The following is a 21,937-nucleotide window of genomic DNA, read 5'->3' on the forward strand; positions in this document are numbered from 1 at the left end:
GCATACCCCCGCGAGGGCGCCTCACCCTTCCCCTCAAGATCGGCCCCTCGCGCTGCTCGTGTCGCCGGCCTACGTGTCAAGCCCCACCGGGTGCCTCAGGGCGGCTTTTCGCTCTTCGCAGCTCGCGCGCATCGTCAGCCGCTCGCCTTGGGGTCCGACGATGGCTGAGGGCTCAGACTGATCTTGTCAATCTCGTCTTCCGCTTCCTTGACGGAGGCCTGCAGATCCTGCTCGACCATCTTGACTTCCTGCTGGATCAGGTTGAGCTCCGGCTCGACGGTGCTCCGCAGGTCATCCGCCGTCTCCTTGAGCCCCTTGACCGCCTTGCCGACCTGCCGGCCGATCTCGGGAAGCTGCTTGGGGCCGAACAGCAGGAAGGCGATGATCAGGATGATGAGAATCTCGCCCGCGCCCAAGCCAAACATGATGCTGTCGTGCCGAGGGCTGAGTCACAGGACTTCCGGACTCTCAAGCCCACCCTTCGCTGGCTCAGCCTTCAACCCTCCTGGCTCAGTCCTGGTTATTCACCCCTGCCGTGGCTGCTCCTGCGGCGGCGGCCCCGGCCTGAACCTGATGTGCTCGCGAATCGCCTCTGGCAGGGCTTCCCGGGTGCGGCCCTGCTCCAGGAGCAGGGCCGCGATCCGTGCGAACCGCTCGGCCGTCTCCCGCTCCAGGACCCGATGCGCGGCAGCATGGCCCGACGGTCAGCGAGCAAGGCTGCCTGGTTCTGCAGCAATAAGGCCATCGCCTCCTCTCTCCGGCTCGCGCCGTTGCCGGATGTCCGCGCCGTCCGTTGCGGCATCCTGCATCACCGGGGATCCGTCGCATGCCCGGCGCACCGCGTGCCCGCGTCCCCCGTCCCCTGCCACGTCTCCTTAGCCCTGCCTCTCCTGCTGAGGCTGACTTTGCGGCATCTGTTGCTGAGCCGGCTGGGCCGGCTGGGCCGGCGGCGGAATCTGCTGGGTCGGCGCCGCCGGCTGTCCCGCCTGCGCCACCTGTTCCTGGGTCTGCGCGCTCGGGGTGACATCCACCGTGTCCGGCTCGTTGACAGACTTCTTGAAGCCCTTGATCGCCTTGCCCAAGCCCTCCCCGAGCTGGGGGATTTTCCCTGCCCCAAAGATAATGAGCACGATGATCAAGATCAGGAGGAGTTCCATCCAGCCGAATGACCCAAACATCCTGCCTCCTGCCTGCGACCGCGAACCGGACTCGCAGCTCGGGCCTGACCGCTCCCTTCGCGCAGGGCACCCGACCAAATCCCTCCGAACCGACGGTCCGGGCGAAAAAACTTGGGCAAACCTAGTCAAATTTCCGCCATTAGTCAAGCAAATTGTTGGGAACGCCTGAAAATTCCTGTGGTTGGGCCCCTGCTGGGCCGTCCGTCACGCCTGAAGGAACCAGTGCGCATACTCTACTGGCTGCGGGCGCGCCTCCAGGGCATACCGGATCGCCTCCCGCTCGTAGCCCAGCGCCTCGAGTCGCTCCATGGCGCCAACGAGTTCCGCTTCCGTGAGGTAGGCAATGGTGTCCGGCACGCCGTCTCCCCTGAAGGCGCCGAGGAGCCGCTCCAACTCTTCCCGCTCCGCGCCGGGCACCTCCGGCGGCAGGGGATACTCCAGGCGGCGCTGATAGGGGCTCCGGTAGGCCTCGTTCAGCGCGCCGATGGTCTTGAGGATCAGCCGGTCCTGCTCCCAGCCCTTGAGCGAGCCGGAGGACGGATGCATGGCCAGGAGATCCATGAGGCTGAGCACGCGAGTCCCCAGGCTCCGCCCGACAAACTCCCGCTGGGGTTCCTGGGTCACGGTCCCGATGCCGAGGTGGCGGGCCACCGACTCGATCAGGGCGAAGTTCACCAAAAAGCTGTACTGCCCCCCGACCTGGCTGTAGCAAGGCTTGTCGGGATCGTTCAGCAACGTGAAGTCCGCCGTGCCGGCGTCGAAGCTGCTGAATCCGACGGCCTCCGGCGCGAGCAGTCGCTTGGCCTCCTTGACCGTCGTGCAGGCGCCGAGGTTGATCGGGACGAGCACCTTCTCGTCAATCTTCTTGAGAAACTCAGTGATCGTCTTGCGGAAGGGGACGGTCTTCCACTCGATCTTGCGGTACTCCCGCTCCCAGATGATGTCCTCGAGGAAGGGGGGGACCTCCTTGAGCGCACGCACGTCCCCCTGCCCGAAGGCCCGGAGGAACCCCGGCCAGTCGGCGATCGCCGCCTGCGTGGCCGCACTCAGGTTCGGTCGCAGGTATTCCTCTTCGATCTCGCCGTCCTTTCGCAACAACAGCTTGGTGGGCAGCTCGTTCCACAGCTCGTTGCAGACGATCCGGTCCACGCTGGCGTCCTTGACGGCGCCCAGGGACAGCACATCCGCGCACAATGGCCAGACCCGCTCCCGATGCGGTGCCAGGTCCGGATGGGCGAGCGCCGCCCGCAGGAGGGCCGGCTGGTTGTCCACGAACAGATAGCGGACGCGGGGGTAGACGAGCCCGTCCTTGTCCAGGGTCTTTAGATGGCTCAAGAAACAGGCGGCGAGGTTCCCGTTCCCACAGCCCCACTCCATGACGATCAGGGACGAAGGGGAGCCGGGGGACGCGGGGACGCGGCGAGCGCCGCGGCGCCCCTCGCCGCGTCTCCGCGTCGGCGCCCCGGCGCCTGGCGGCTTGCGCCTGCTCGCGGGCGACAACCGCTTCATAGTAGTGGGCGGCGAGGGCGTGGGCTAACCGGTAGTCGGCGGCGGCGAAGGTCCGGTAGTAGTCCTCCACGCGCCCGCCGCGGAGTCCGTAGAACAGGCGGTTGATATGGACCTGCCACTCGTCCAGGGGCTGAAACTCCCCGATGAGCTGGGGCAGGGCGTCCGGATTGGCCCCGGCTGTCTTGGGTGCGGCAGTGGTCATGGGGGACTGGATTCTATCATAGGCGCCGGCGGGGGCTGCAACCGGCCGGGCGTTTGACCGCCGGGCGCGTATTGGGTAGAATGCCGGTCCGAAGCAAGCAGCAACCAGCGAGGAGAGCGTAGCCCGCTTTCGCCGGGCGCGCTTCGCGACGCTCTCTTCGCGAGTCGCTCACTGGAGTGCCCCGCCCGTCATGACCTCCTCCCGCCCGTGGGTGTCGGCGGTCATCCCGATCAAGGATGAACGGGACAACCTGACGCCGCTCACCGACCAGCTCTTGAAAGTGCTCGGCAGCCGGGAGGAGTCCCGGACAGCCGCCTTCGAGATCATTTACGTGGACGACGGGAGCACGGACGGGAGCGGGCCGCTGCTGGACGCCTTGGCGAGCCAGCATCCCGAGGTGCGCGTGCTGCATTTCGATCGGAACTACGGGCAGACCTCGGCGTTCGACGCCGGATTCCGGCACGCCCGGGGCGACCTCATCGTGACCCTGGACGGGGATCTGCAGTTCGACCCCGCCGACATCCCCAAGCTGCTCCCGCTCGCGACCCAGTACGATCTGGTCTGCGGCTGGCGGACGGACCGGCACGACAACCTCGTGCGCAGGCTCTCCTCCCGGATCGCCTATCTGGTGCGCAGCGCGGTGACGGGCGACCGCATCCATGACACGGGGTGCTCGTTGAAGGTCTTCCGGCGCGACGTGGTCGCGCGCCTCCCGCTCTTCGAGGGCCTGCACCGGTTCTTTCCCGCGCTGGCCCAGATGCACGGCTTCACGGTCACCGAGGTACCGGTGCGGCACTACCCGCGCGCGCACGGGCGCTCGAAGTACGGCATCGGCAACCGGCTGTTCCGGGGGCTCTACGACCTGATCGCGGTCCGATGGATGCAAAGCCGAGTGCTGCGGTACCGGATCAAATCCAGCCCGGACTGCAGCCCTCGGAAGCCCGACGCCTCGCACGCCTCGTCCAGTCCCGTCGCGCCATGATTCCGACGACGACGACCGAACTGCTGTGGCTGGGGATCGGCTTCCTGGGCCAGACGCTCTTCTTCATGCGTTGGGTCGTCCAGTGGTTCGTCTCGGAACGGAGCGCCGAGAGCCGCGTGCCCGTCGCCTTCTGGTACTTCAGCCTGATCGGGGGCCTGATCACGCTGGCGTACGCGATCTATCGGAAGGATCCCGTCTTCATCGCCGGGCAGGCGGTTGGCGCGCTCATCTACGTCCGCAACCTGATGCTGATCTTCCGCTCGGCCCGCGCCGCCCGGCCGGCCTCGCCCGCTCCCGGCCGATGACGGTCGCGCTGCGCCTTCCGCTCCCGCTCCTGCTGCTGTTCGCCGCCACGTTGCTGCTCACCGGCCTCGGCACCCTGGGGCTGACCGACCGGGACGAGGGCAGCAACGCGGAAGCTGCCCGCGAGATGGTCGAGACCGGCGACTGGATCACGCCGACGTTGAACTACGAGCCTCGCTTTGCCAAGCCGGTCCTCATCTACTGGCTCATCAGTGCCTGCTACCGGCTGTTCGGGGTCAGCGAGTTCACGGCCCGGCTTCCCTCCGCCCTGTTCGCCGTCGCCCTCGTCGCCCTCCAGTACCTCTTCCTCACCCGGACACGCGGACCGCTGATCGCGCTGCTGAGCGGATTGATGCTGCTCCTGAACAGCGAGGTGCTGGCGATCGGGCGGATGGTGCTCACCGATAGCGTCCTCTGCTTCTTCACCACGCTGGCGATCTACGGCTTCTGGCTGGGCTTGCATGGTTCGGCGGAGCGCACCACAGGCCCGGGCGGCCGGCGCCGGCACTGCTTCTGGCTCTTCTATGTGGGGATGGCGCTCGGCACCTTGACCAAGGGCCCCGTCGGCCTGCTCGTTCCCCTCCTGGCCACGGCGCCCTACCTGACGGTCACGCGACGCTGGCGCCAGTTCTGGGACACCGGGTTCCCGATCGCGGGGACGCTGCTCTGCCTGGCCCTGGCGGCGCCCTGGTACGCGGCCATGGTGGCGATCCACGGGGCCCGCTATACCCAGTCCGCCCAGGCCGACACGGTCGGACGCTTTCTGACCGTGATCGGCGGCCACGGGGGCACGATCTTCTTCTACCTCCCCGTGCTGCTGGTCGGGTTCTTTCCCTGGAGCGGCTTTCTCCCGGCCGCCCTCTGGCAAGCCTTCAAGAATTGGCGAGAGGCGAGAGGCCCGGCCCTCGACACGACGACGGGGCGACGCGACGACGCGGCGCTCGCCGTCTCACCCCGTCACCTCGTCTCTTTTCGCCCACCCGCTCCGCAGGAGCTGGAGCTGTTCGCCGCGCTCTGGCTGGTGAGCGTGTTCGTCTTCTTCAGCCTCTCGGCGACGCGCCTGCCCCACTACATTGCGCCGCTCTTCCCGGCGGCCGCCTTGCTCGCGGCCTCCTACTGGCAGCGCGGCCTCGCCGACCCGGCGACGCCGGGCCTCCGCGCTTCGCTGCGGACGATGATGGGGCTCGGCTACCTGCTGGGGCTGGCCCTCGCGGCGACGCCCTCGCTCTACGGGGCGTTCGTGGACCAGGTCGCCCGGGAGTTCCCGATGGCCGCGCAGGCCGATCCGGGCTGGAGCCCGGTCGCGGCCGGGCTCGTGCTGGTCATCGGCATGGCGCTGGTGGGCTATTTCAGTCTCGCGGAGGCGCGCCGCCCGGGCGTGTTCTGGATCGCCGGAGCGACCTTCACCCTGGTGGCGCTGATCACCATCCTGGTCGGGCTGCCCCGCTTCAGCCGCCTGTTCCTCGCGCCGGAGCAGGAGCTCGCCTACATCGCCGGGCTCAACCTCGGCCCGGACGACCGGCTGATCGCCTACGGCCGCCCGCGCCCCTCCCTGATCTTCTACGCCAGGCGAAAGCTCCTCCTGGTCAAGCCGGGAGAAGAAGAGACCATGCGGCCCTACCTCCGGCAACCCGGCCGGACGATGGTGCTCCTCCAGGCGCGCATGAAGGCCACGCTCCCGCCCGAGGCGGCCGGCTACGAGACCCTGCTTGCGCGGGGCGGCTACCTCCTGCTCGCCAACGAGCCGATGGTCCGCGTGCCCGCGAGCCCGCGCGGCGGGCCAGGCGGCCCGCCGCGCGGCATCCCCGGCCATTCCTAAGCGCACAGGCGGTCCGGCCAGGCACCGGCCGGGCCAGCCCTCATTGAATCGGATTGGCCGCGCGCGGCGGCTCGCCGGCCGGCGCCTTCACGGTGAAGCGCATCGTCCCGACCAAGCCGATCGGGTTGACCTGCCAGCCGACGTAGATTTCCACCTTGTACTGGCCCGGCTTCCAGCCCTGGTCGGGGGCAAAGAACTTGAGGTAGCCGCTCTCGTCCTCCAGCGCGATGTACATCGTGTCCTGGGCGATCGGCTTGGTCGGATCCAGCCCATCCACCTTCTCGGGATAGCAGACGCCGAACACCTGGAAGGACTCGTAATGCTGGAACAGCTTGAACACGATGAACACGCGCGCATCGGGAGAAAAGACCTCCGTCGGCTCGACCGGCACGATTTCGTGGGACCGCCGGAATCCCAACTCCTCCTCGAAGTTCCTCGCCGTCACGATGCTGTGGAAGATCCCCTTGGGCGGCGCGTTGAAGTCATAGGGTTCCAGGGGCCCCGGATCTTGGAACTTTTCGATCGGGACGTTGCGGGTCAGCGGGGGCTCCTCGGCGAACCCGAGGGCGGGGCCGCACAGGGCTCCCAGCAGGAGCCCAGACCACCAGCGCCGAGAAGTCATTTCAAACCCTCATGGCCGCGCTTCGACCCGCTCAGCACGAACGGAACACGCTCATGGGTACAACGGTCGCTCCGTTCGCCCCGAGCCTGCCGACGGGTACAGCCGCGTCTCGTCCCCAAATAAAAAACTCCTCACGCGGACGCTGCGTAGGAGTTATCAGCCGGTCGGGCAGCCCGATCGGCGGTTCAGGTGAACCCCATCACCTTGCCAGTGCTGTAGAAGACATACACTCGGCTGTCCGGCGCTGTCAACTTGCGTCACAGGAGCGGCAACACGCCTCGCGCGGCGCGGAGCGTCGCCACGGCGCCGGCCGCCCCGAGGGCCAGACAGCCTTCCCGCACGACGCTCATCCAGGTCGCACGGGTCCGCGTCTGCTCGCCAGGCTCCGGATCGCGGGCCACCCAGGCCGCGCCGGTGAGGGCGGCGACGAGGGCGACGAGCCCCGAGCCGCCCGTCGCGGCGAGCCCCGTGCCGATCAGCGCGGTCGCCCACCGCGGGGCGCCGCTCGGCAGGGCCAAGGCTCGGGCCGACGTTCCGGCGTCGGCCCGGCCCCCCTGGCCGCCCCCGATCTGCCTCGCCACCGCTGTCCACCGCACGGCGAACCCGCCGACCATCGCCAGCGCGCCCGCCGCCGACAACATCCCCCACGGCTCCGTGGCGAGCGCCGACTGACAGGCCACCCAGAGGATGGCGAAGGCGCCCGCGGCAACGGGCGCCAGGTCGCACAGGGCGCGGCTCACGGATGTCCGCCAGGCCCGCACCGGATTGGAGGCGAGGTAGCCCGCGACGAGCCCCAAGGCCGCGCCCGCCAGCACATCGGTGGGAAAATGCGAGCCCCGGAAGACCCGGCTGAACGCAACGAAGCCGGCTACCCCGTAGGGCCACCAGGCCAGACGCGGATAATGTTTTGCCAGCACCGCCGCCACCGCGAAGGCAGCGGCCGCATGCCCGGACGGAAACGAGTCCAGCCCGCTCGCGAGGGAGGGCCCGGCCGGGAGCCCTTCCGCGTGGGTCATGCGGGGACGGGGACGGCCGACGAGGTGCTTGAGCAGATTGACGGTCAGGGCCACGCCGCCGTGGGCGAGCAGCCCTTCGAGTCCCGCGCGCCGACACACGGGCCAGCCGCGCGCCCACCCAGCCAAGAACAGGCTTCCGCTCAGCGCCACGAGCACAGCGCCGCTGCCGAGCCAGCTCCCGAGGGCTCCCGCCCGTTCCAGCCAGGGCTGGTGGACCGCGCGCAGGAAGCGGGCCAACGGAATGTCGAGCTGGAACAGCCCCCAGAAGATCAGCGCGAGCGCGGCGCAGGACAGGGCAAGTGGCGCGAGGCGAGCGGTGACCGACGCGGAGACGGGGCGAGGGGACGCCTCGGCGCTCGCCGCGGCTCCGTGGCTCCGCGGCTCCCTGTCGTCGGTCCCCGTCACGGGATCCAATCCGCGAGGAAGATGTTGAACTCGCCCCGCTCGTTGGCGTTCCGGTCCGATACCCAGACGAGCCGCTTGCCGTCCGGCGAGAACATCGGGAAGCTGTTGAAGTGGCCGTCGAAGGTCACGCGCTCGAGCCCGCTCCCGTCGTCCGCGATCAGGTAGAGATGGAACGACGGGGGGCCCTCGCGCCCGCGATCGTGGAGATTGGAGGCAAAGATGATCCGGCGGCCGTCCGGATGAAAGAAGGGGGCAAAGTTCGAGGCCCCGTTGGCGGTCACCTGTCGTTTCCCAGACCCGTCCGCGTTCATCACGAAAATCTCGAGCTGGCTGGGTTCGACCAGCCCCTGTTGCAAGAGAGCCCGGTAGGCCTCCAGCGACGCCTGGTCGTGCGGATGCGAGGCGCGATAGACGATCCGCTGGCTGTCCGGGGAGAAGAACGGGCCGCCGTCGTAGCCGACCTCGGTCGTCAGACGCCGGACATGCGTGCCGTCCAGGTTCATCGCGTAGATGTCCAGATCCCCGTCCCGCAGCGAGGTGAACACGATGGTCTTCCCGTCAGGGGAGATCGTCGCCTCCGCGTCATAGCCCGGGGTGTTGGTGAGCCGCTGCAGTTGCTGGCCATCGAGCCGGACGGAAAAGATGTCGTAGTCGTCGAGCGCCCAGCGGTACTTGCCCTCCCGCTTGGGCTTGGGCGGACAGTGGGGCCCCTTCAGGTGTGTGGAGGAGTACAGGACCCGCCGATCCCCGGGGTAAAAGTAGCCGCAGGTCGTGGCCCCCGCCCCCGTACTGACCAAACGGATCTCGCCGGTCTCCAGGTGCATGACGTACATCTGGTAGCAGCCAAGGCCCGGGCCGCCAGGGTCCCGGTTGGTGATCGGCCGGTTGCCGCTCCAGTTGTTCGTGGACTGGAAGATCAGTTTCGTCCCGTCGAAGGAGAAATAGGCTTCAGCGTTCTGGCGCCCGAAGGTCAACTGGCGGATGTTGGCCAGGTGCCGCTCGACCGGCGCCGCCTCCGCGGCCAGTGACGGGTGATGGGGCATAGGGAATGGAGCATGGGGAACGGAGAACGAGAGCGTTACGAGCCCTGCCACTCCCGCGGCGAACGCCACCCTGACTTTGCCCTGTTGCTTGGTGCCCATGACGCCTCACCGTTCACTCATCGCCCATCACGGCGTGTGGAAGCGCACCGCCTCCTCGCCATCGGCGGCCGGAAAGTCGCCCCGCGCGATGACCGCCCCATCGCGGAAGACCAGATAACTCTGCCAACCGTAAAAAAACAGCAGCCGCGCGACCTTGGCCGCTGCCCCAGGCGTGAGCCCGTAGAACAGGGTGACAACACTCCCCGGCCGGTCGGGGTGCCGGCAGGAGACCAGCAGCGCCATGGTCGGCTCCCGGTACACCTGCTCGCCGACGGTGAACCGGTCTCGCTCGATCCGGACCCGCTCTCCACAGGCCAGCCCAGCCCAGGCCACGGCCCGGTTGATCTCGGGCCCGCCGAGCACGAGCACCGAGCCTTCGGCTGCGCGCCCCCCCCAGTCCTGGGCAGGCACGAGTCGCGGAGGTCCCCCCGCTCCTCCGTCGGGGTCCTGGGCCGCGAGTCTCGCCGCCAGCGCGTGGTACGGCGCCCGTTCCGCCTCGGGGCCGTGGTCCGGCAGCACCACGGACTGCGGCCGGTCCGTCACGAACAGATTCAGCATCGGCGGGAGCTGCGCCCGGTCCAGTCGGCGGAACACCTCGAAGTCGGCGTCGAGGACGAGGCGCAGCGGGTTGGCCTCCACCGACACCCTGAAGGGCTGCTCGTCCTCGGCGACCTCGACGACCACGTGGTCCACCGTGCCGCCCGCCAAGTGCACCGTGAGCGGCACCCGCAGGCGGTAGCCGCGCGCGGGCGACGACGCCGAGACCCCAGCCGCCGACCCGTCGGTGGGCCGGGTCTGGCTGATCCTGCCGCTCACGATGAACCCTCCGGTCGGACCGGCCGCCGGCGTGACGCGCGCCTCCACCAGCCGCAGGTGCGGGGCGCCCGGGCGCTCCACCCACTGGGCGAAGAACCAGCGCAAGTCACGCCCCGCTGCCGCCGCGAACGCCCGCTCCAGGTCCGGCCAGCCCGCGTAGGCCCCGCCATGCGCGGCGACGAGGGCCCGCACCCCCCGCCAGAAGGCGTCGTCGCCGATCTCCCGCCGCAGCATGTGGAAGATCATGGCACACTTCTGGTAGCCGATGGCGTTGTCCCGCTGGCTGGACTTGCGCCGGAACTCCCGGACCGCGTAGTCCTCGTCCGCCGGCACGTACACGGCATACCCGTACAGCATCAGCCGGCGCTGGTCCCGGGCCTGCGCGGGGGGCCCGGTCAGCTCCTCATAATAGTAGTTGGCCAGGTAGGTCGTCAGCCCTTCCACCCAGTTGCCGGCCTCGAGGTCGTTCAGGACCCAGTTGCCCAGCCAGGAGTGGACGATCTCGTGGCCCAGCGCGTAGGCCTGGACGTAATGCCGCTTGATCACGCCGCTCCCCAGCAGCGTGAACGACGGCATGCCCAGGCCGCTTGCGAAGAAATTCTCGACGACCGCGAACTTGGGGAAGGGATAGGGCCCCAGCAGCTTGGTATAGGCCTCCAGGTAGCGGGCGGAGGCGTCGAGGTATTCGTCGGCCAGCGACGCGTCTTCGGGAAACAGGTAGGTCGCCAGGACGATCGTCTGCCCCGAGGCCGCCGTCCAGACCCGCTGCGCCTTGACGAAGCGGTTGGCCGCGAGCGTCAGCGCCTCCGTCTTCGCGGCGACCTCCCACTCGGTCGTCGTCGTCCGGCCCACGGCCGACCGTGCCACCTCGCGCCCGTGCGTCACCGCTTCCCAGCCCGCCGGCACCATGATCCGGACGCTGAAGGTCGCCAGGGAGCCCGGCCGGTCCGGATACCAGTGCGTTTCGCCGCTCAAGTAGACGCCTTCGGGGCCGATGTGGCCAGCCGTCTCGCTGGGCGTCACGAACCGCAGGTGGCGGGGCTCGCGCGGCGGCTCGTTCACGGCGCCCCCGTAGGCCCATTCCAAAACCAGGCGTTCGTCCCGCGCCACCGGGCGGCCGAGCTCGACCGCGACCTGCTGGATGGCTTCCCCCGGCGGGCCTGGAGTCCGATGGCGCTCCGCGCGGAACGCGAGCGGGCGGGTCTCCGCCCCGCGCCGCTCGGCGACCTGGTGAACCTCCAGGGCGGGGTTGAGCGTGAAGACCACGCGCGGCAGGCCAGCGCGGCGGACCCGGAGGGAGAGGCGGTCGGTCGCCCGGAGTCCATGGGTCTCCGGCATCAGCTCGACCGAGAGGTCATGGGTCTCAAGCTCGATGTCGGCGGAAGCGGCGGGGTCGGGCGGGCGCGGCGGCGCCGCCCCGGCAGGCCGACCGCTCAGCAGGAGCAGGCCGGCGAGCAGGGTCACAACCGCGGGTCTCACGGCTGACCTGGGCGAGGGGCGCGGGCGACGGGCCACGTCAGGTCCGCCGGGCGCCCGCGGGCGGCCCGTCGTCGGGGCCAAGGGACAACACAAGGGCGACCTCGATCGCCACCGCCAGCCGTTCCAGGTCCACCGGCTTGCCCATCACGTCCACGGAGCCGAGGTCGAGCATCTCCTGGAGAAGCTTCTCGTCCTGGCTGGCGGTCAGGACGATCACCCCGCCGGCGTACCCTGTGGCGCGCAGCGCCCGCAACACCTCGACCCCGTTCATGCCGGGCATGTACATGTCGAGGATCGTGATGCGCGGCGCCTCCTGCCCCACGAGCGCCAGCGCCGCCTGGCCATCCGTGGCTGTCCGGACCCGATACCCGCGCAGGCTCAGGAACTGGGCCAACAGGCTGCCGATCATGGGCTCGTCGTCCACGACGAGCACGGAGGGCTGCCCGGCGTCCGGCGCCGACGGCTCGGGCGGATGCGCCGTCGGGGGCCGACCCGGCTGTTGCACCACCCGATTCAGCGCCCCTATCAGCACGTCGAGCGACAGCCCCTTCTTGAGGAAGTCGGTGACGCCCAGCTCCCGGGCCTGGTTCTCCAGCTCGGCCGTCCCCACACCCGTGAGCATCATGACGGAGGCCTGCGGATCGATCGCCCGGATCTCTCGGAGCACCTCGATTCCGTTCATCCCCGGCATGTGGATGTCCAGCAGGCTGATCCGCGGCCGGTGCTCGCGGAACAGGGCGATGCCCTGGGCGCCCGAGGTCGCCGTCAGCACCTCGTGGCCGTGGCGGCTGAAGACCGCGCGCAGCAGGTCGCAGATCATCCGCTCGTCATCCACCACCAGAATCGTGGCCATCCCGTTCTCCTGCGCCGGAAGCGATCGTCCAGCGCGCCGGCCCGCGCGGATTGGGCGGCCTCAGTGGAACACCCGAGCCAGCGCGGGATCCGCGGCTATGATAGCACAGGCCTGTCCGGTGTTGAAGGAGAGGCTCTGCGGCGGGTCAGGCAGGATCCAGCAGGGCCTCCACAAACGCCTGCGCGCGGAAGTCCTGGAGATCCTCCGCCGCCTCGCCGATCCCGATCAGGCGGACCGGAATCTTCAGCTCCTCGGCAAGGGCGACGAGGATGCCGCCACGGGCGGTGCCGTCGAGCTTGGTGAGGGCGAGGCCGGTCACCCCGACCGCTTCGTGAAACAGGCGGGCCTGGGACAGGGCGTTCTGGCCCAGCGTCGCGTCGAGCACCAGCAGCACCTCGTGCGGGGCGCCGGGCAGCGCGCGGGCGAGCACGCGCTTCATCTTGCGCAGCTCGTCCATGAGATTCGTCTTGGTCTGCAGGCGCCCGGCCGTGTCAATTAGCACGGCGTCGGCCCCGCGGGCCTTGGCTGCCGCCACCCCGTCGAAGACCACGGCCGAGGGATCGGCCCCGTGCTGATGGCGGATCACCTCGACCCCGACCCGGCCGGCCCACACGCCAAGCTGCTCGATCGCCGCCGCCCGGAACGTATCGGCGGCGACGAGCAGGGGGGTCCGGCCCACGGCCCGGAGCCGTTGGGCCAGTTTCGCGATCGTGGTCGTCTTCCCGACCCCGTTGACGCCGACCGTGAGGATCACGAACGGCCGCGGCCCTGCCGTGACGAGCCGTTCGATCGGCTCGCCCTCGCAGGGACGGAGCGTCTCCAGGAGCGTCTCCTGCACCAGCCGCACGAGCCCGCGGCTCCGTTCGTCGCCGGAGCCCGACAGGCCGCGGGCCTGCGTGCGGATCCGCTCGAGCACCCGCTCCACGGTCCGCACGCCGAGATCAGCCCCGATGAGCGCGGCTTCAAGGTCTTCCAGGGCCCCCGGGTCGGGCTCCCGCCCGACCAGGCGCGCCAGGGACCCGCGGACCCGGTCCCTCGTCTTGCTCAGGCCCTGGCGCAGTCGTTCCAAGAGGCCCATGGCTTCATCATCTAAGTGGTAAGCTTCGGAATCCGGCCGACCGCCTGCAGGACGGCCCGCTCCTTGCGCCGCATGCGCGCCGCCGCGCGGGCGCTGCGCTCATGGTCATAGCCCAGAAGGTGCAGCACGCCGTGGATCAGCAAGGCGGCGAGCTCGTGGTCCAGCCGGCGCCCGGCTTCGGCAGCCTGCCGGGCGGCCGTGGGGAGCGAAATGACGACGTCCCCCAGGAGAGAGGAGCGAGGCCCCGGCGCGTCGCGCAGCGCGAAGGCTAGGACGTCGGTCGGCGCATCGCGGCCGCGATACCGCCGGTTCAGTCGCCTCATTCGACCGTCGCCGACGAGCTCCAGGCTCAGCTCAGCCGCCGGCGCGCCCGCCGCCGCCAGGACTCGCTGCGCGAGCTGCGTGAGCGCGCGCGCGCGGGCGGCGGGCGCCGCACCCGGCACCGGACCAGCACCAGGGGTGAGCGCCGCCGACCCACCGGCCTCAGTGGGGCTGGCCTCCGCGATCGCCCCCGGCCCCGCTGCCGGGGCGGCCGCGGGCCTCCTGGCGGCGTCCCGGCCGCATCGAGGCAGCCGGCGCGGCCCGGGCGGGGCTGTGCAGATCGTAGGCCTTGATGATCTCCTGGACCAGGCGATGCCGGACGACGTCGCGCTCGTCGAAGTAGACGAACTGGATCCCCGGGATCTCCTTGAGAATCTCCCGCGCCTCGATGAGCCCCGAGATGCGGTCCGACGGCAGGTCCACTTGGGTGATGTCCCCGGTCACCACCGCCTTGGAGTTGAAGCCCAGCCGCGTCAGGAACATCTTCATCTGCTCGGGCGTCGCGTTCTGCGCCTCGTCGAGGATGACGAAGGAGTCGTTCAGCGTCCGCCCCCGCATGAAGGCCAGCGGCGCGATCTCGATCTCGCCCCGCTCGACCATCCGGTTCGCGCGGTCCATGTCCAGCATGTCGTAGAGCGCGTCGTAGAGCGGCCTGAGGTAGGGATTGACCTTCGCGTACATGTCCCCGGGCAGGAAGCCGAGCTTCTCCCCCGCCTCCACCGCCGGCCTGGCCAGGATGATCCGGCTGACCTCTCTCCGGGTCAGCGCGTCCACGGCCATCGCCATGGCCAGGTACGTGTTGTGATTGACAAATCCATTGGCGCAGAACGAGTGACTGCCGGGAACGGTCAGATCATAGACGCGCGATCGGCTGTCTTCGATCGTTTCGATCTCCGCCCAGAAGAGATGCCGTTCTCGATGGTCTTCCAGCAGGGCGAGCGCGCTCGTGGCAGACGATCGCTCGCGCAAGACATCAAGCATTTCTCCCAGCTTCACAGAACTCGGGAAGCGCCGACTGATTGTGTCATCGTGCAGATGTTGATGCACCTCCCTGGAGAAGCGATCTCCTGCCGTTCCTTCACCAAGAACCCGGTCGAGGAAAGGGAAGCCATCGGCACTTGTATTGCGCCTCCGCGCCTGGAACAGAGCCCGCTTGCGAGGCAAGGCCGTTCCGATCTCGTGCGCAAACAAGTCCGCGTCCGCTCCGGCTATCTCCAATTGATAGGAGAGCCTTTTCTCACCTCGGTAGAAGGTCCACTTGGGACGCTTGCGCGAGAGGATACCGAAGTTCAGGAGCACCACCTGGACTTCATCGACGAGCCGTTTCGAAGAGGCGTAGAAGGTCGGAGATCCATCGCGGCGACTCACCGTTCCATCTGCGTCAAACAGTCCACGCAAGTACGCCGCCACTATCTGGCGGGGTGCCCGCAGGATGGAATGGGGGACGCACTTTTCCGCCGCCGGGTGATCGGTCATCCCCAGATCGAGCAGCAACTGGTACAGTTGGGAGCTGGCGATGATGCGGTCATGCGGTCGACCGCCGCCATTGTTGAACACCTGGAGGCCTAGCCTCCCCGCTGTCCGGTAGAAGCAGTCTACGATCGGCTCGTCCGCACTGCTCAGGATGACACGATTCTTCAATGTGAGGCATCCATCGCCCGTAAGAGTCCCCATGAAATACGCAAACTCTTCGTCCAGGCTCTCCAAATGAATCGGCTTCGCATGGTGGTCACGCGTATTCCGTCGAGACGCGAACTCGATCGTGACCTCTGAGCCAAAGAGATTCTGGCCACGCTGGATGGCCACGAAATCACCAACCTGCAACTCGTCTCCCCGTGTCCACTCCATCGTCCCTTGCGAGGTCATCCGCAAGAGGGGGTGTTCTCGCGTCACTTCGATCTCATAGCCAAAACGAGTACGAATGCGCTTGGTCGGAGAGACTCCACCATCGTAGAAATGGCTGGCCCGTTCTGGTCCATGAAGACCGGCCACCCCCAGGTCAAGGGGGACATACTCTCCGGGCTTCGTGCCGGTCGCCAGCCTTTCGATCGGGCAGATCCCATAACTGGTAAAGACCAAACTCCCTTCAGCAACACACTTCCCTGTGCCTGCTGGACCTATCCCGAACACGATGTCGTATTTCCGGATGGCCTCCAGGTAGGCTTTCTGGGCGGCCGACTTGGGGGTGACGAAGCGCTTCTTCGTCGCGATCGGCGCGGTCGTGAGCAGGAGATCTTTGAGCGGGGTGTCCGGGGCGGCGCGGGACGCTTTGATGGCCAGGGTCACATCGTCGGGCCGCAGCTCGTAGCCTTCGCGCGTGAGCGCCGCCAACTCCGTCACGATCCGTTCGGCTTTCCGGACCGACTCCGGCGCGCCGTCCAGGGTCACTTCGTCCCCGCGCGCCGAGATGTGGACCCCCAGCTCCTCCTCGAGCAGCTTGAGATGGCGGTCGTGGTAGCCGAACAGAATGGCGGTGTTCGTTCCCTCTCGGAGCTTGATCTTTCGCACGCGCGTCCGGTTGGTCCCTCCTGGAGCGACGACGGCGCTATTCTAGCAGAGGGCGTGACGGGTGACAAGGCGGGCGAGTCATGAGGATGATGCGGCGAGCGGCCCTAGGTCAAATTCCTGGAAGGCGCGGCCGCCGTGCCCGTCCTCCACAGAGACCCTGACGTGCACACGGCCCGTCAAAGCCGCGCCGACAGGCCACTCGATGCGGCCGGTCGCGCTGTCCATCGTCATCCCCGGTGGCCCGCTGTCCAGACGGAAGGTCAGCGGATCGCCATCCGGATCAACGGCGGCCACGGAGTACTGGTACCGGTCCTGCGCGAGCGCGGCGGGCGGCGTGGACGTGATGGCCGGCGGACTGTTCGCGACGACCACGGGCTCGGAGAGGCGCGGCCTCCCGGGCCCGCCTTGATCGGAGGGCGTCACTAGGAGCAGCACGGTGTCGCCGCGCGCGAAGCCTTGGGTATCCAACTCGTCGGCCAGCCCTTCGGCCACCGGCTGGTCGTTCCGCCACCACGCAAACCGGTAGTGAATCGGATCGCCGTCGGCATCCTTCCCTTCGACCTGCGCGTGAATGCGCTCGCCGGGGCGGACCTGTGCGGGCAGCCTGATCGCGCTGACCTCAGGCGGGGTATTGCCCACAGGCACCGGCTCCGTCTGATAGGGCGCGCCGTCCACGCGGCCGTCCGACGGAGTCACGACCACGGCAAGCCGATCCCCCCGTTTGAGCAGAGACGGGGCCAACGAGGCCCCCCCTTGGCCTTCGATCGGCGTGCCGTTGGCTAACCAGCGATAGCGGTAGGTGACCGGATCGCCGTCCGGGTCGCCGCCGTCCACCGCAACCACGACCGGCTCGTTGAGGACGACCGGATTGGGCGAGAGGGCAGCCGACTTGACGACCGGCGGGCGGTTGCTCGCCGAAGGGCCCGGCCGACTGGTCGGGCTCCCACCGCCGGTCGGCGCGTCGTTGGAACACTGCACCAGCGCGAGCGCGGCGCACGCGCAGGCGAGCGGCGCGAGGCGGGAGGCCCGCGGCGAACCCGCGCGGCCCCGCCTCAATCGCGTTGACTGATCCATGAGAGGTAGCGGCTCCATGCCGTCGCCGCCGACTTGCCGCAGAACTGGTTTGTGACGCCGTTGCTCGCCTGGACCAATCCGTAGAGCCGCCCCGTGCACCCGCTGGGGTTCGCGCCGCTCCCTGCTTGTCCCAGGCTGCCGGTGCCCTGGTCGCCCAAATGCACCTGCACCTGCGATGGCAGCCCTTGGCCGAGCGAGATGGACCGGAGCACCTTGGTGATGCTGCCGGACGCTTGGGTCCCGACCACGGATTCCTTGTACGCAGTCCCCGTCAGGTAGAACAGGGCGTAGAGGTTACCGTTGCCTGAGGCGCTGCAGATATCGGTGTTGGGGATAAAGGTCGTAAAGAACACGATCCCCCCGATGATCGTCGGCGCGCTGAGGACACGCTCGCCCTGGGCTAACCGCGTGTCCGTCGGCAGAAGATCGGTGACCCACCCGTCCATGGATCCGACCAGCCCCTGCAGGGTTGTCGTCGAGCCGGCCCCATCGAAGGTGGTGATGGGGGTCCCGGTGGCGGGATTGGTGACCCCGGAGACGTTTTGCCCTGCGGTCGCGCAGACCGAGCAGATGGTTGCCGTGGACACGTTCAGCAGGTTGTTCCGTTGGGCGCCTTGGCAGGTCGCGCTGATATCCGTCGTGCAGGGATCCTTGACCCCGAAGAAGTACTGGATGTCCAGGTTGCTCTTGTCGGCCGTGCTGAAGTACCGGCCTGTCCCGAAGTAGACCCAGAGGTGGTTGCTGTCGTCGGCCGCCGCAGTCGGGGCGGCCGTGATCGGCCCGACGGGCGTGGTCCCGCCGGCGGGGAACGTCCCGAGCAGGACGCTCGGGACCCTGCTGTTGCCCCAATTGCTCAGGCTGATGTCCCCCTGGTTTGTGGTGAGGCGGTAGAGCTTGCCGATCCAGGCCGGGCTGTTGGGCGAGTTGTCAAAGACGCTGCCAGCGTAAATCAAGTCGGCCCGATAGTCTAGGTCTGCATCCACCGAGATGACATCTCCCATGAAGGATTTGGTCACACTCGTGGCAGTGGCGAAGGTGGTGACCGCACCGGTTTTCAGATTCATCACGTAGAAGGTGCCGGTCTGCGCACTGCCGCCGTTGTAATCGGTCGGCCCTGAGCCGAACACCACGTACCAGTTCTGGCTCGCATTGTTGTCGGTCTTGCCGATGCCGGCGGCTTTGGAGTTCACCCGGACCACGGTCGGATAGGCGGTGGTCAAGCCGAGTCCGTCGGCCGTGAAGCTCCACAGCAGCACGGGGTCCTTCTCGGGGTTGGTGATATCGAGGATGAAATAAGCGGAGTAGAAGGTCATCGTCTTGCTGTTGACCGTGAAGGTCATCGGCGTCGCCTGCCCCGCCGTGCAGTTCTTGCAGCTCCCCCCCAGCCGCATCCCGCCGATCAGGATCGTGCCCCAGCCGCCGGGATGGTCGGCGTCGTCGTTGAAGATTCGGACGTCAGTGACCTTCGGCTTGAGGTCCACGTAGTAGACGTGGGTGTAGCCGGTCTCCGCCAGCCAGCGCAGATGGGGCAGGAGCTGGAAGGGGATGAAGCCCCACAGCTCGCGGCCGAGGTCGGGATTGCCGCTCCGGAGCGGGCCCGGTCCGTACGCGGTCAGATCGCTGCCCGGCGCGGTCGTGAACTGGCCGTGGGTCGTGACGCCATCCCCACGATGGTAAAAACCGGCGTTGAAGGCGTGCAGCATCCCATCGTTGGCGCCGACGTAGACGACTTGCCGCCTGGTCTTGTACGTGCGGTAGAAGGTGTTGTAGCTGGCGTCCCCGTAGATCACGTCATAGCGTTCTTTCGGAGCGCCGACGACGGTCGGCGTCGAGTCGGCAGGATCGCCGTATTTCCAGACGCAGAGGTCGGCGTTGCTCGGGTCCACGTTGCACCCGGAGCCCGGTACGCTCAGCAGCCGGTTCCGGAGGTTGGCGACGTTGTCGCCGAGGATGAAACTGATGATGTTCGTCGCGGTGAGGGCTGGCTGGGACGAGTCCACGCCCCCGCGCAGGTAGGGACTGAGCGTCGAGAGGTTGGCCTGGTTGAACAGGATCACCTCGCTCGAGCCGACCGTACCAGACCCGAACGTCCCATCGTTGATGATGCCGTCCCCGTTATCCACCCAGGTGAAAATCCGGCGGCTGCTCGAAGGGGTCGTGGCCAGTTTCTTCCCTGCCTCCCAAATGGCCTTGACGTCCTTGAGTCCCACGCTCGGCTGGACCTGGACATCCGCCACGCCGTCCCCGTTCGTGTCCTGAAACCGGTCCACCACGACGCTGTTGGAGCTCGTATCGTAACGGGTCCGCACGATGTAGTCGGCCGTGAGCGAGAGGCTGTGGTCCTGATCGGTGTCCTCCCGGAGATTGCCGAATGCGTCCAGGAAGAGGCTCTGCGTGTAGCCCGTCCACTTGATCTCCTGGACGTTCTGGAACTCGCGGGGAAAGAAATAAGCCTGGTACACGGCACCCTCGCCGGTCCCCGAGGCGGCGAGGACGGACACCGAGGTCCCCGACGCGGCGTTCTTTAAGATATCGTCGATCGCCTTTTTGATCGCCCCTTCCAGATCGGCTCCCTGCGACGCGTCGAAATAGGTGTCGGGGATGCAGTCGGCATTCGCGTCCCACTCGGGGCTGCTCACGCTGGACCCGCTGCCCAGGTTCGAGCCGGCCGGATAGGTACAGGTCTGGGTGCCCGCATCGGGGACGCCATTGCCGTTTTGATCTGTAAACCCGCCGTACTTTGCGGCGGAGGCCAGGACCTGGGCCCCGGCGGCCCCGCCCATCGCGTTCACCGCGTAGAAGGTGACCGACTGCTTGCCCGGGACTGCCCCAGTCCCCGTGTCCGGACGCACGTCGTGCGTCCGCCCGTACCAGGCAACATCGTCGAGGCGGGTGGTGCGGAGCCCGTACTGGTCGGTGCCGCCGGTGACCAGGTTGTTCGACGTGCCGTCATAGGTGAAGGGGGAAGGACTGGGCGTATTGTTCTGATCGCTGGAGGGCTGCCCGCTGCTCACCATGAGGATGAAGCTCTTGCAACAGGAGACCATCTTCGCCGCGGGCGGCGAGCAGCTCCCCACGGTCCCATCGCTGTTGCGCGCGCAGAACCAGAAAGGGTCGTTCTGGGCCAGGATGGTCTGTTTCCAGTCCTGGCTGTTGAAACAGGGGCCTGACACCTGGCGGTAGTAACAGAGCGCCTCGTAGGTCGCTTCGGCCAGCGGCGCCAGGGACTGGACCGCTTGGTTGCGGACGTTGGTCACGGTGGAGGAATAGCCGTTCCCGTTCAGCACGGCGGACGGGTCGTCGAAGGGATTCTGGACCGTCCCGGCGATCCCGCCCGTCGAGCCGGTGGCGCTGGAATTGGTGAACATGACCGCCACCCGCATGTTGCCGTTGGCGGAGGTGGTCAGGTTCTGCATGAGTCCTAGCGTCATGCTTTGCTTGTAGGACGCGCTCTCCGCGGAGAGATCCACCTCCACGGGAAACGTGGTGGGCTGGTTATCGAAGGGATTGGCCGTCCCGTCATTGTTGATGTACAGCGTGCCTGTGTTGCTGCCTCCGCCTTCCCCAAAGTAAATGCCCGGCGCGTAATAGGCGGTTCCCGCAGCCAAATTGGTGGGGAAGGCGCTACTCACCGTCAGGCTGGTGTCACTCGCGATGCTGGAAACCGTCCGGGTCTGCCCGTTCGCCACGAGGCTGTCGCCGACCTTGAACTGTTTGGTGAAACTCGTGCCGCTGCCGGTGACGTTCGTGCCGGAGCTGCTGATCGTGCCCGGTGCCTCGGAGCCAGCCGCTTGCCAAGCCGTATCCGTCCAGGCACCCCCGCTGTAAGTCGCCGGGACCCGGCCGACCAGGAGGGTCAGGGGGACGAACTTGACGTAGCGCCAGCAGGGTTTACTCGTGCTACTGCAATCATTCGTCGAGCCGTTCTGCCCAATCTTCGGCTCGGAGATCAGATAATTGGCCGTGCCGTCCTGGTTGGAGGCCGAGATGGTCCGGCCGCCGATCAGGACCTTCTTCGCCAGGTCCACTTTCCGCATGGTCAGCCAGTTGAGAAAGTTCCCGTCCCACGACCCCTGGCAACTGTCGTTGAGGTTGGTCTTCTGGAGCGAAGCGTTCCGGGCGAACCCGTTCGTGCCGGGCGGGTCCGCATAGCAGGCGAAGGGGTCGAACATCCCGAAGTACTGCTTGGTCGCATCGAAGAGATCGCCGAGGGGAGTGGCCGTGCTCGACCCCGTTAGCGGGGTGGTGACGGTGAGGCCGCTTCCCTTATAGTTGCTGGAATAATTGCTGGAGAAGGGCGAGCCGGCCGCGCAGGGCGGGTTGTTCCCGCTGCTCGTGCAGTAGGAGATCGGATAGGTCCCATAGGCCGCCGGCAGCATCGCGTCCGAGAAATCCATGATGAACAGGATGTTCGGCGGCACGGCTTGGTTGACGAAGACCGGCGTGGCCGTGTAGGTGGCGATGTCGTCAATCGCGGCCAGGGCGGCCCAGGCCCTCTCGGCCAGCGGAACGGCGCCCAGGCTGACGGCCAGCGCCGCGACGAGCATTGTGATGAACCTCTTCCGGGTCCGCGCACTCATGAGTTTCATCGCCAGCCCTCTCTGGTAATCGACCTTGACCGCGCCCAACC

16 protein-coding genes, 1 pseudogene and 1 riboswitch are annotated in these 21,937 nt (G+C 67.8%); of the genes and pseudogenes, 3 read left to right on the plus strand and 14 right to left on the minus strand.

Features of this window, described 5'->3' with window-relative positions; all coding sequences use genetic code 11:
• Nucleotides 1-134 precede the first annotated feature (134 nt).
• The 3 genes from tatA (ACWHYQ_RS06120) to ACWHYQ_RS06130 form a co-directional block, all read right to left on the minus strand.
• The gene (gene tatA, locus ACWHYQ_RS06120; RefSeq protein WP_447974839.1) at nucleotides 135-425 is read right to left on the minus strand and encodes a twin-arginine translocase TatA/TatE family subunit; all 291 of its coding nucleotides are present in this window, start codon (nucleotides 423-425) and stop codon (nucleotides 135-137) included.
• 450 nt (nucleotides 426-875) lie between these two features.
• Nucleotides 876-1,178, minus strand: coding sequence for a twin-arginine translocase TatA/TatE family subunit (gene tatA, locus ACWHYQ_RS06125; RefSeq protein ID WP_447974840.1), 303 nt, complete (start codon nucleotides 1,176-1,178; stop codon nucleotides 876-878).
• Nucleotides 1,179-1,382: 204 nt separating this feature from the next.
• Complete coding sequence (locus tag ACWHYQ_RS06130; protein WP_447974841.1) at nucleotides 1,383-2,555, minus strand: class I SAM-dependent methyltransferase; 1,173 nt, start codon at nucleotides 2,553-2,555, stop codon at nucleotides 1,383-1,385.
• Between the two features lie 524 nt (nucleotides 2,556-3,079).
• Between ACWHYQ_RS06130 and ACWHYQ_RS06135 the strand changes: the two genes are divergently transcribed.
• From ACWHYQ_RS06135 to ACWHYQ_RS06145, 3 genes are read left to right on the plus strand one after another with little or no spacing between them, the layout of a single operon-like run.
• Entirely contained in the window at nucleotides 3,080-3,871 is a 792-nt protein-coding gene (locus ACWHYQ_RS06135) for a glycosyltransferase family 2 protein (protein WP_447974842.1), read from the plus strand.
• Nucleotides 3,868-4,176: a lipid-A-disaccharide synthase N-terminal domain-containing protein gene (locus ACWHYQ_RS06140; protein ID WP_447974843.1), complete on the plus strand. Its 309-nt coding sequence runs from the start codon at nucleotides 3,868-3,870 to the stop codon at nucleotides 4,174-4,176. The genes ACWHYQ_RS06135 and ACWHYQ_RS06140 overlap by 4 nt, the downstream gene beginning before the upstream one ends.
• A complete protein-coding gene (locus ACWHYQ_RS06145) occupies nucleotides 4,173-5,993 on the plus strand; it encodes an ArnT family glycosyltransferase (RefSeq protein WP_447974844.1) in 1,821 nt (606 codons plus the stop codon). Before ACWHYQ_RS06140 ends, ACWHYQ_RS06145 begins: the two co-directional genes overlap by 4 nt.
• A 40-nt stretch (nucleotides 5,994-6,033) precedes the next feature.
• Here ACWHYQ_RS06145 and ACWHYQ_RS06150 read toward each other — a convergent pair whose 3' ends face one another.
• The 11 genes and pseudogenes from ACWHYQ_RS06150 to ACWHYQ_RS06200 form a co-directional block, all read right to left on the minus strand.
• Nucleotides 6,034-6,615: a hypothetical protein gene (locus tag ACWHYQ_RS06150; RefSeq protein ID WP_447974845.1), complete on the minus strand. Its 582-nt coding sequence runs from the start codon at nucleotides 6,613-6,615 to the stop codon at nucleotides 6,034-6,036.
• A 140-nt stretch (nucleotides 6,616-6,755) separates the two neighbouring features.
• Nucleotides 6,756-6,828, minus strand: a riboswitch (Fluoride riboswitch).
• Between the two features lie 44 nt (nucleotides 6,829-6,872).
• Nucleotides 6,873-8,036: a phosphatase PAP2 family protein gene (locus ACWHYQ_RS06155; protein ID WP_447974846.1), complete on the minus strand. Its 1,164-nt coding sequence runs from the start codon at nucleotides 8,034-8,036 to the stop codon at nucleotides 6,873-6,875.
• The gene (locus tag ACWHYQ_RS06160; RefSeq protein WP_447974847.1) at nucleotides 8,033-9,178 is read right to left on the minus strand and encodes a TolB family protein; all 1,146 of its coding nucleotides are present in this window, start codon (nucleotides 9,176-9,178) and stop codon (nucleotides 8,033-8,035) included. The genes ACWHYQ_RS06155 and ACWHYQ_RS06160 overlap by 4 nt, the downstream gene beginning before the upstream one ends.
• Before the next feature lie 27 nt (nucleotides 9,179-9,205).
• A complete protein-coding gene (locus ACWHYQ_RS06165; protein ID WP_447974848.1) occupies nucleotides 9,206-11,473 on the minus strand; it encodes a M1 family metallopeptidase in 2,268 nt (755 codons plus the stop codon).
• Between the two features lie 37 nt (nucleotides 11,474-11,510).
• Nucleotides 11,511-12,326 (minus strand): response regulator, encoded by an 816-nt coding sequence (locus tag ACWHYQ_RS06170; RefSeq protein WP_447974849.1) that lies wholly within the window; start codon nucleotides 12,324-12,326, stop codon nucleotides 11,511-11,513.
• 145 nt (nucleotides 12,327-12,471) lie between these two features.
• Complete coding sequence (gene ftsY / locus ACWHYQ_RS06175; protein WP_447974850.1) at nucleotides 12,472-13,404, minus strand: signal recognition particle-docking protein FtsY; 933 nt, start codon at nucleotides 13,402-13,404, stop codon at nucleotides 12,472-12,474.
• 11 nt (nucleotides 13,405-13,415) lie between these two features.
• A complete protein-coding gene (gene ybeY / locus ACWHYQ_RS06180; protein WP_447974851.1) occupies nucleotides 13,416-13,847 on the minus strand; it encodes an rRNA maturation RNase YbeY in 432 nt (143 codons plus the stop codon).
• 40 nt (nucleotides 13,848-13,887) lie between these two features.
• Nucleotides 13,888-15,855 carry a PhoH family protein gene (locus ACWHYQ_RS06185; protein WP_447975532.1) on the minus strand — a complete coding sequence of 656 codons (1,968 nt, stop codon included), beginning with the start codon at nucleotides 15,853-15,855 and terminating at the stop codon, nucleotides 13,888-13,890.
• A pseudogene (locus ACWHYQ_RS06190) lies at nucleotides 15,832-16,233 on the minus strand (PhoH family protein); the annotation flags it as partial. The gene ACWHYQ_RS06185 and the pseudogene ACWHYQ_RS06190, both read right to left, overlap by 24 nt.
• Before the next feature lie 78 nt (nucleotides 16,234-16,311).
• Nucleotides 16,312-17,307, minus strand: coding sequence for an Ig-like domain-containing protein (locus ACWHYQ_RS06195; RefSeq protein WP_447974852.1), 996 nt, complete (start codon nucleotides 17,305-17,307; stop codon nucleotides 16,312-16,314).
• The gene (locus ACWHYQ_RS06200; protein ID WP_447974853.1) at nucleotides 17,286-21,896 is read right to left on the minus strand and encodes a pilus assembly protein; all 4,611 of its coding nucleotides are present in this window, start codon (nucleotides 21,894-21,896) and stop codon (nucleotides 17,286-17,288) included. The genes ACWHYQ_RS06195 and ACWHYQ_RS06200 overlap by 22 nt, the downstream gene beginning before the upstream one ends.
• Between the last annotated feature and the right edge of the window lie 41 nt (nucleotides 21,897-21,937).

Source organism: Nitrospira sp. Kam-Ns4a (genome assembly GCF_965152595.1).

Coding starts and splice junctions, on each gene's coding strand:
- ACWHYQ_RS06140 (WP_447974843.1), top strand. CDS start 3,868: ATGATTCCGACGACGACGACCGAACTGCTGTGGCTGGGGATCGGCTTC.
- ACWHYQ_RS06150 (WP_447974845.1), bottom strand. CDS start 6,615: ATGACTTCTCGGCGCTGGTGGTCTGGGCTCCTGCTGGGAGCCCTGTGC.
- ftsY (WP_447974850.1), bottom strand. CDS start 13,404: ATGGGCCTCTTGGAACGACTGCGCCAGGGCCTGAGCAAGACGAGGGAC.
- tatA (WP_447974839.1), bottom strand. CDS start 425: ATGTTTGGCTTGGGCGCGGGCGAGATTCTCATCATCCTGATCATCGCC.
- ACWHYQ_RS06200 (WP_447974853.1), bottom strand. CDS start 21,896: ATGAAACTCATGAGTGCGCGGACCCGGAAGAGGTTCATCACAATGCTC.
- ACWHYQ_RS06145 (WP_447974844.1), top strand. CDS start 4,173: ATGACGGTCGCGCTGCGCCTTCCGCTCCCGCTCCTGCTGCTGTTCGCC.
- tatA (WP_447974840.1), bottom strand. CDS start 1,178: ATGTTTGGGTCATTCGGCTGGATGGAACTCCTCCTGATCTTGATCATC.
- ACWHYQ_RS06130 (WP_447974841.1), bottom strand. CDS start 2,555: ATGGAGTGGGGCTGTGGGAACGGGAACCTCGCCGCCTGTTTCTTGAGC.
- ACWHYQ_RS06170 (WP_447974849.1), bottom strand. CDS start 12,326: ATGGCCACGATTCTGGTGGTGGATGACGAGCGGATGATCTGCGACCTG.
- ACWHYQ_RS06160 (WP_447974847.1), bottom strand. CDS start 9,178: ATGGGCACCAAGCAACAGGGCAAAGTCAGGGTGGCGTTCGCCGCGGGA.
- ACWHYQ_RS06195 (WP_447974852.1), bottom strand. CDS start 17,307: ATGGATCAGTCAACGCGATTGAGGCGGGGCCGCGCGGGTTCGCCGCGG.
- ACWHYQ_RS06135 (WP_447974842.1), top strand. CDS start 3,080: ATGACCTCCTCCCGCCCGTGGGTGTCGGCGGTCATCCCGATCAAGGAT.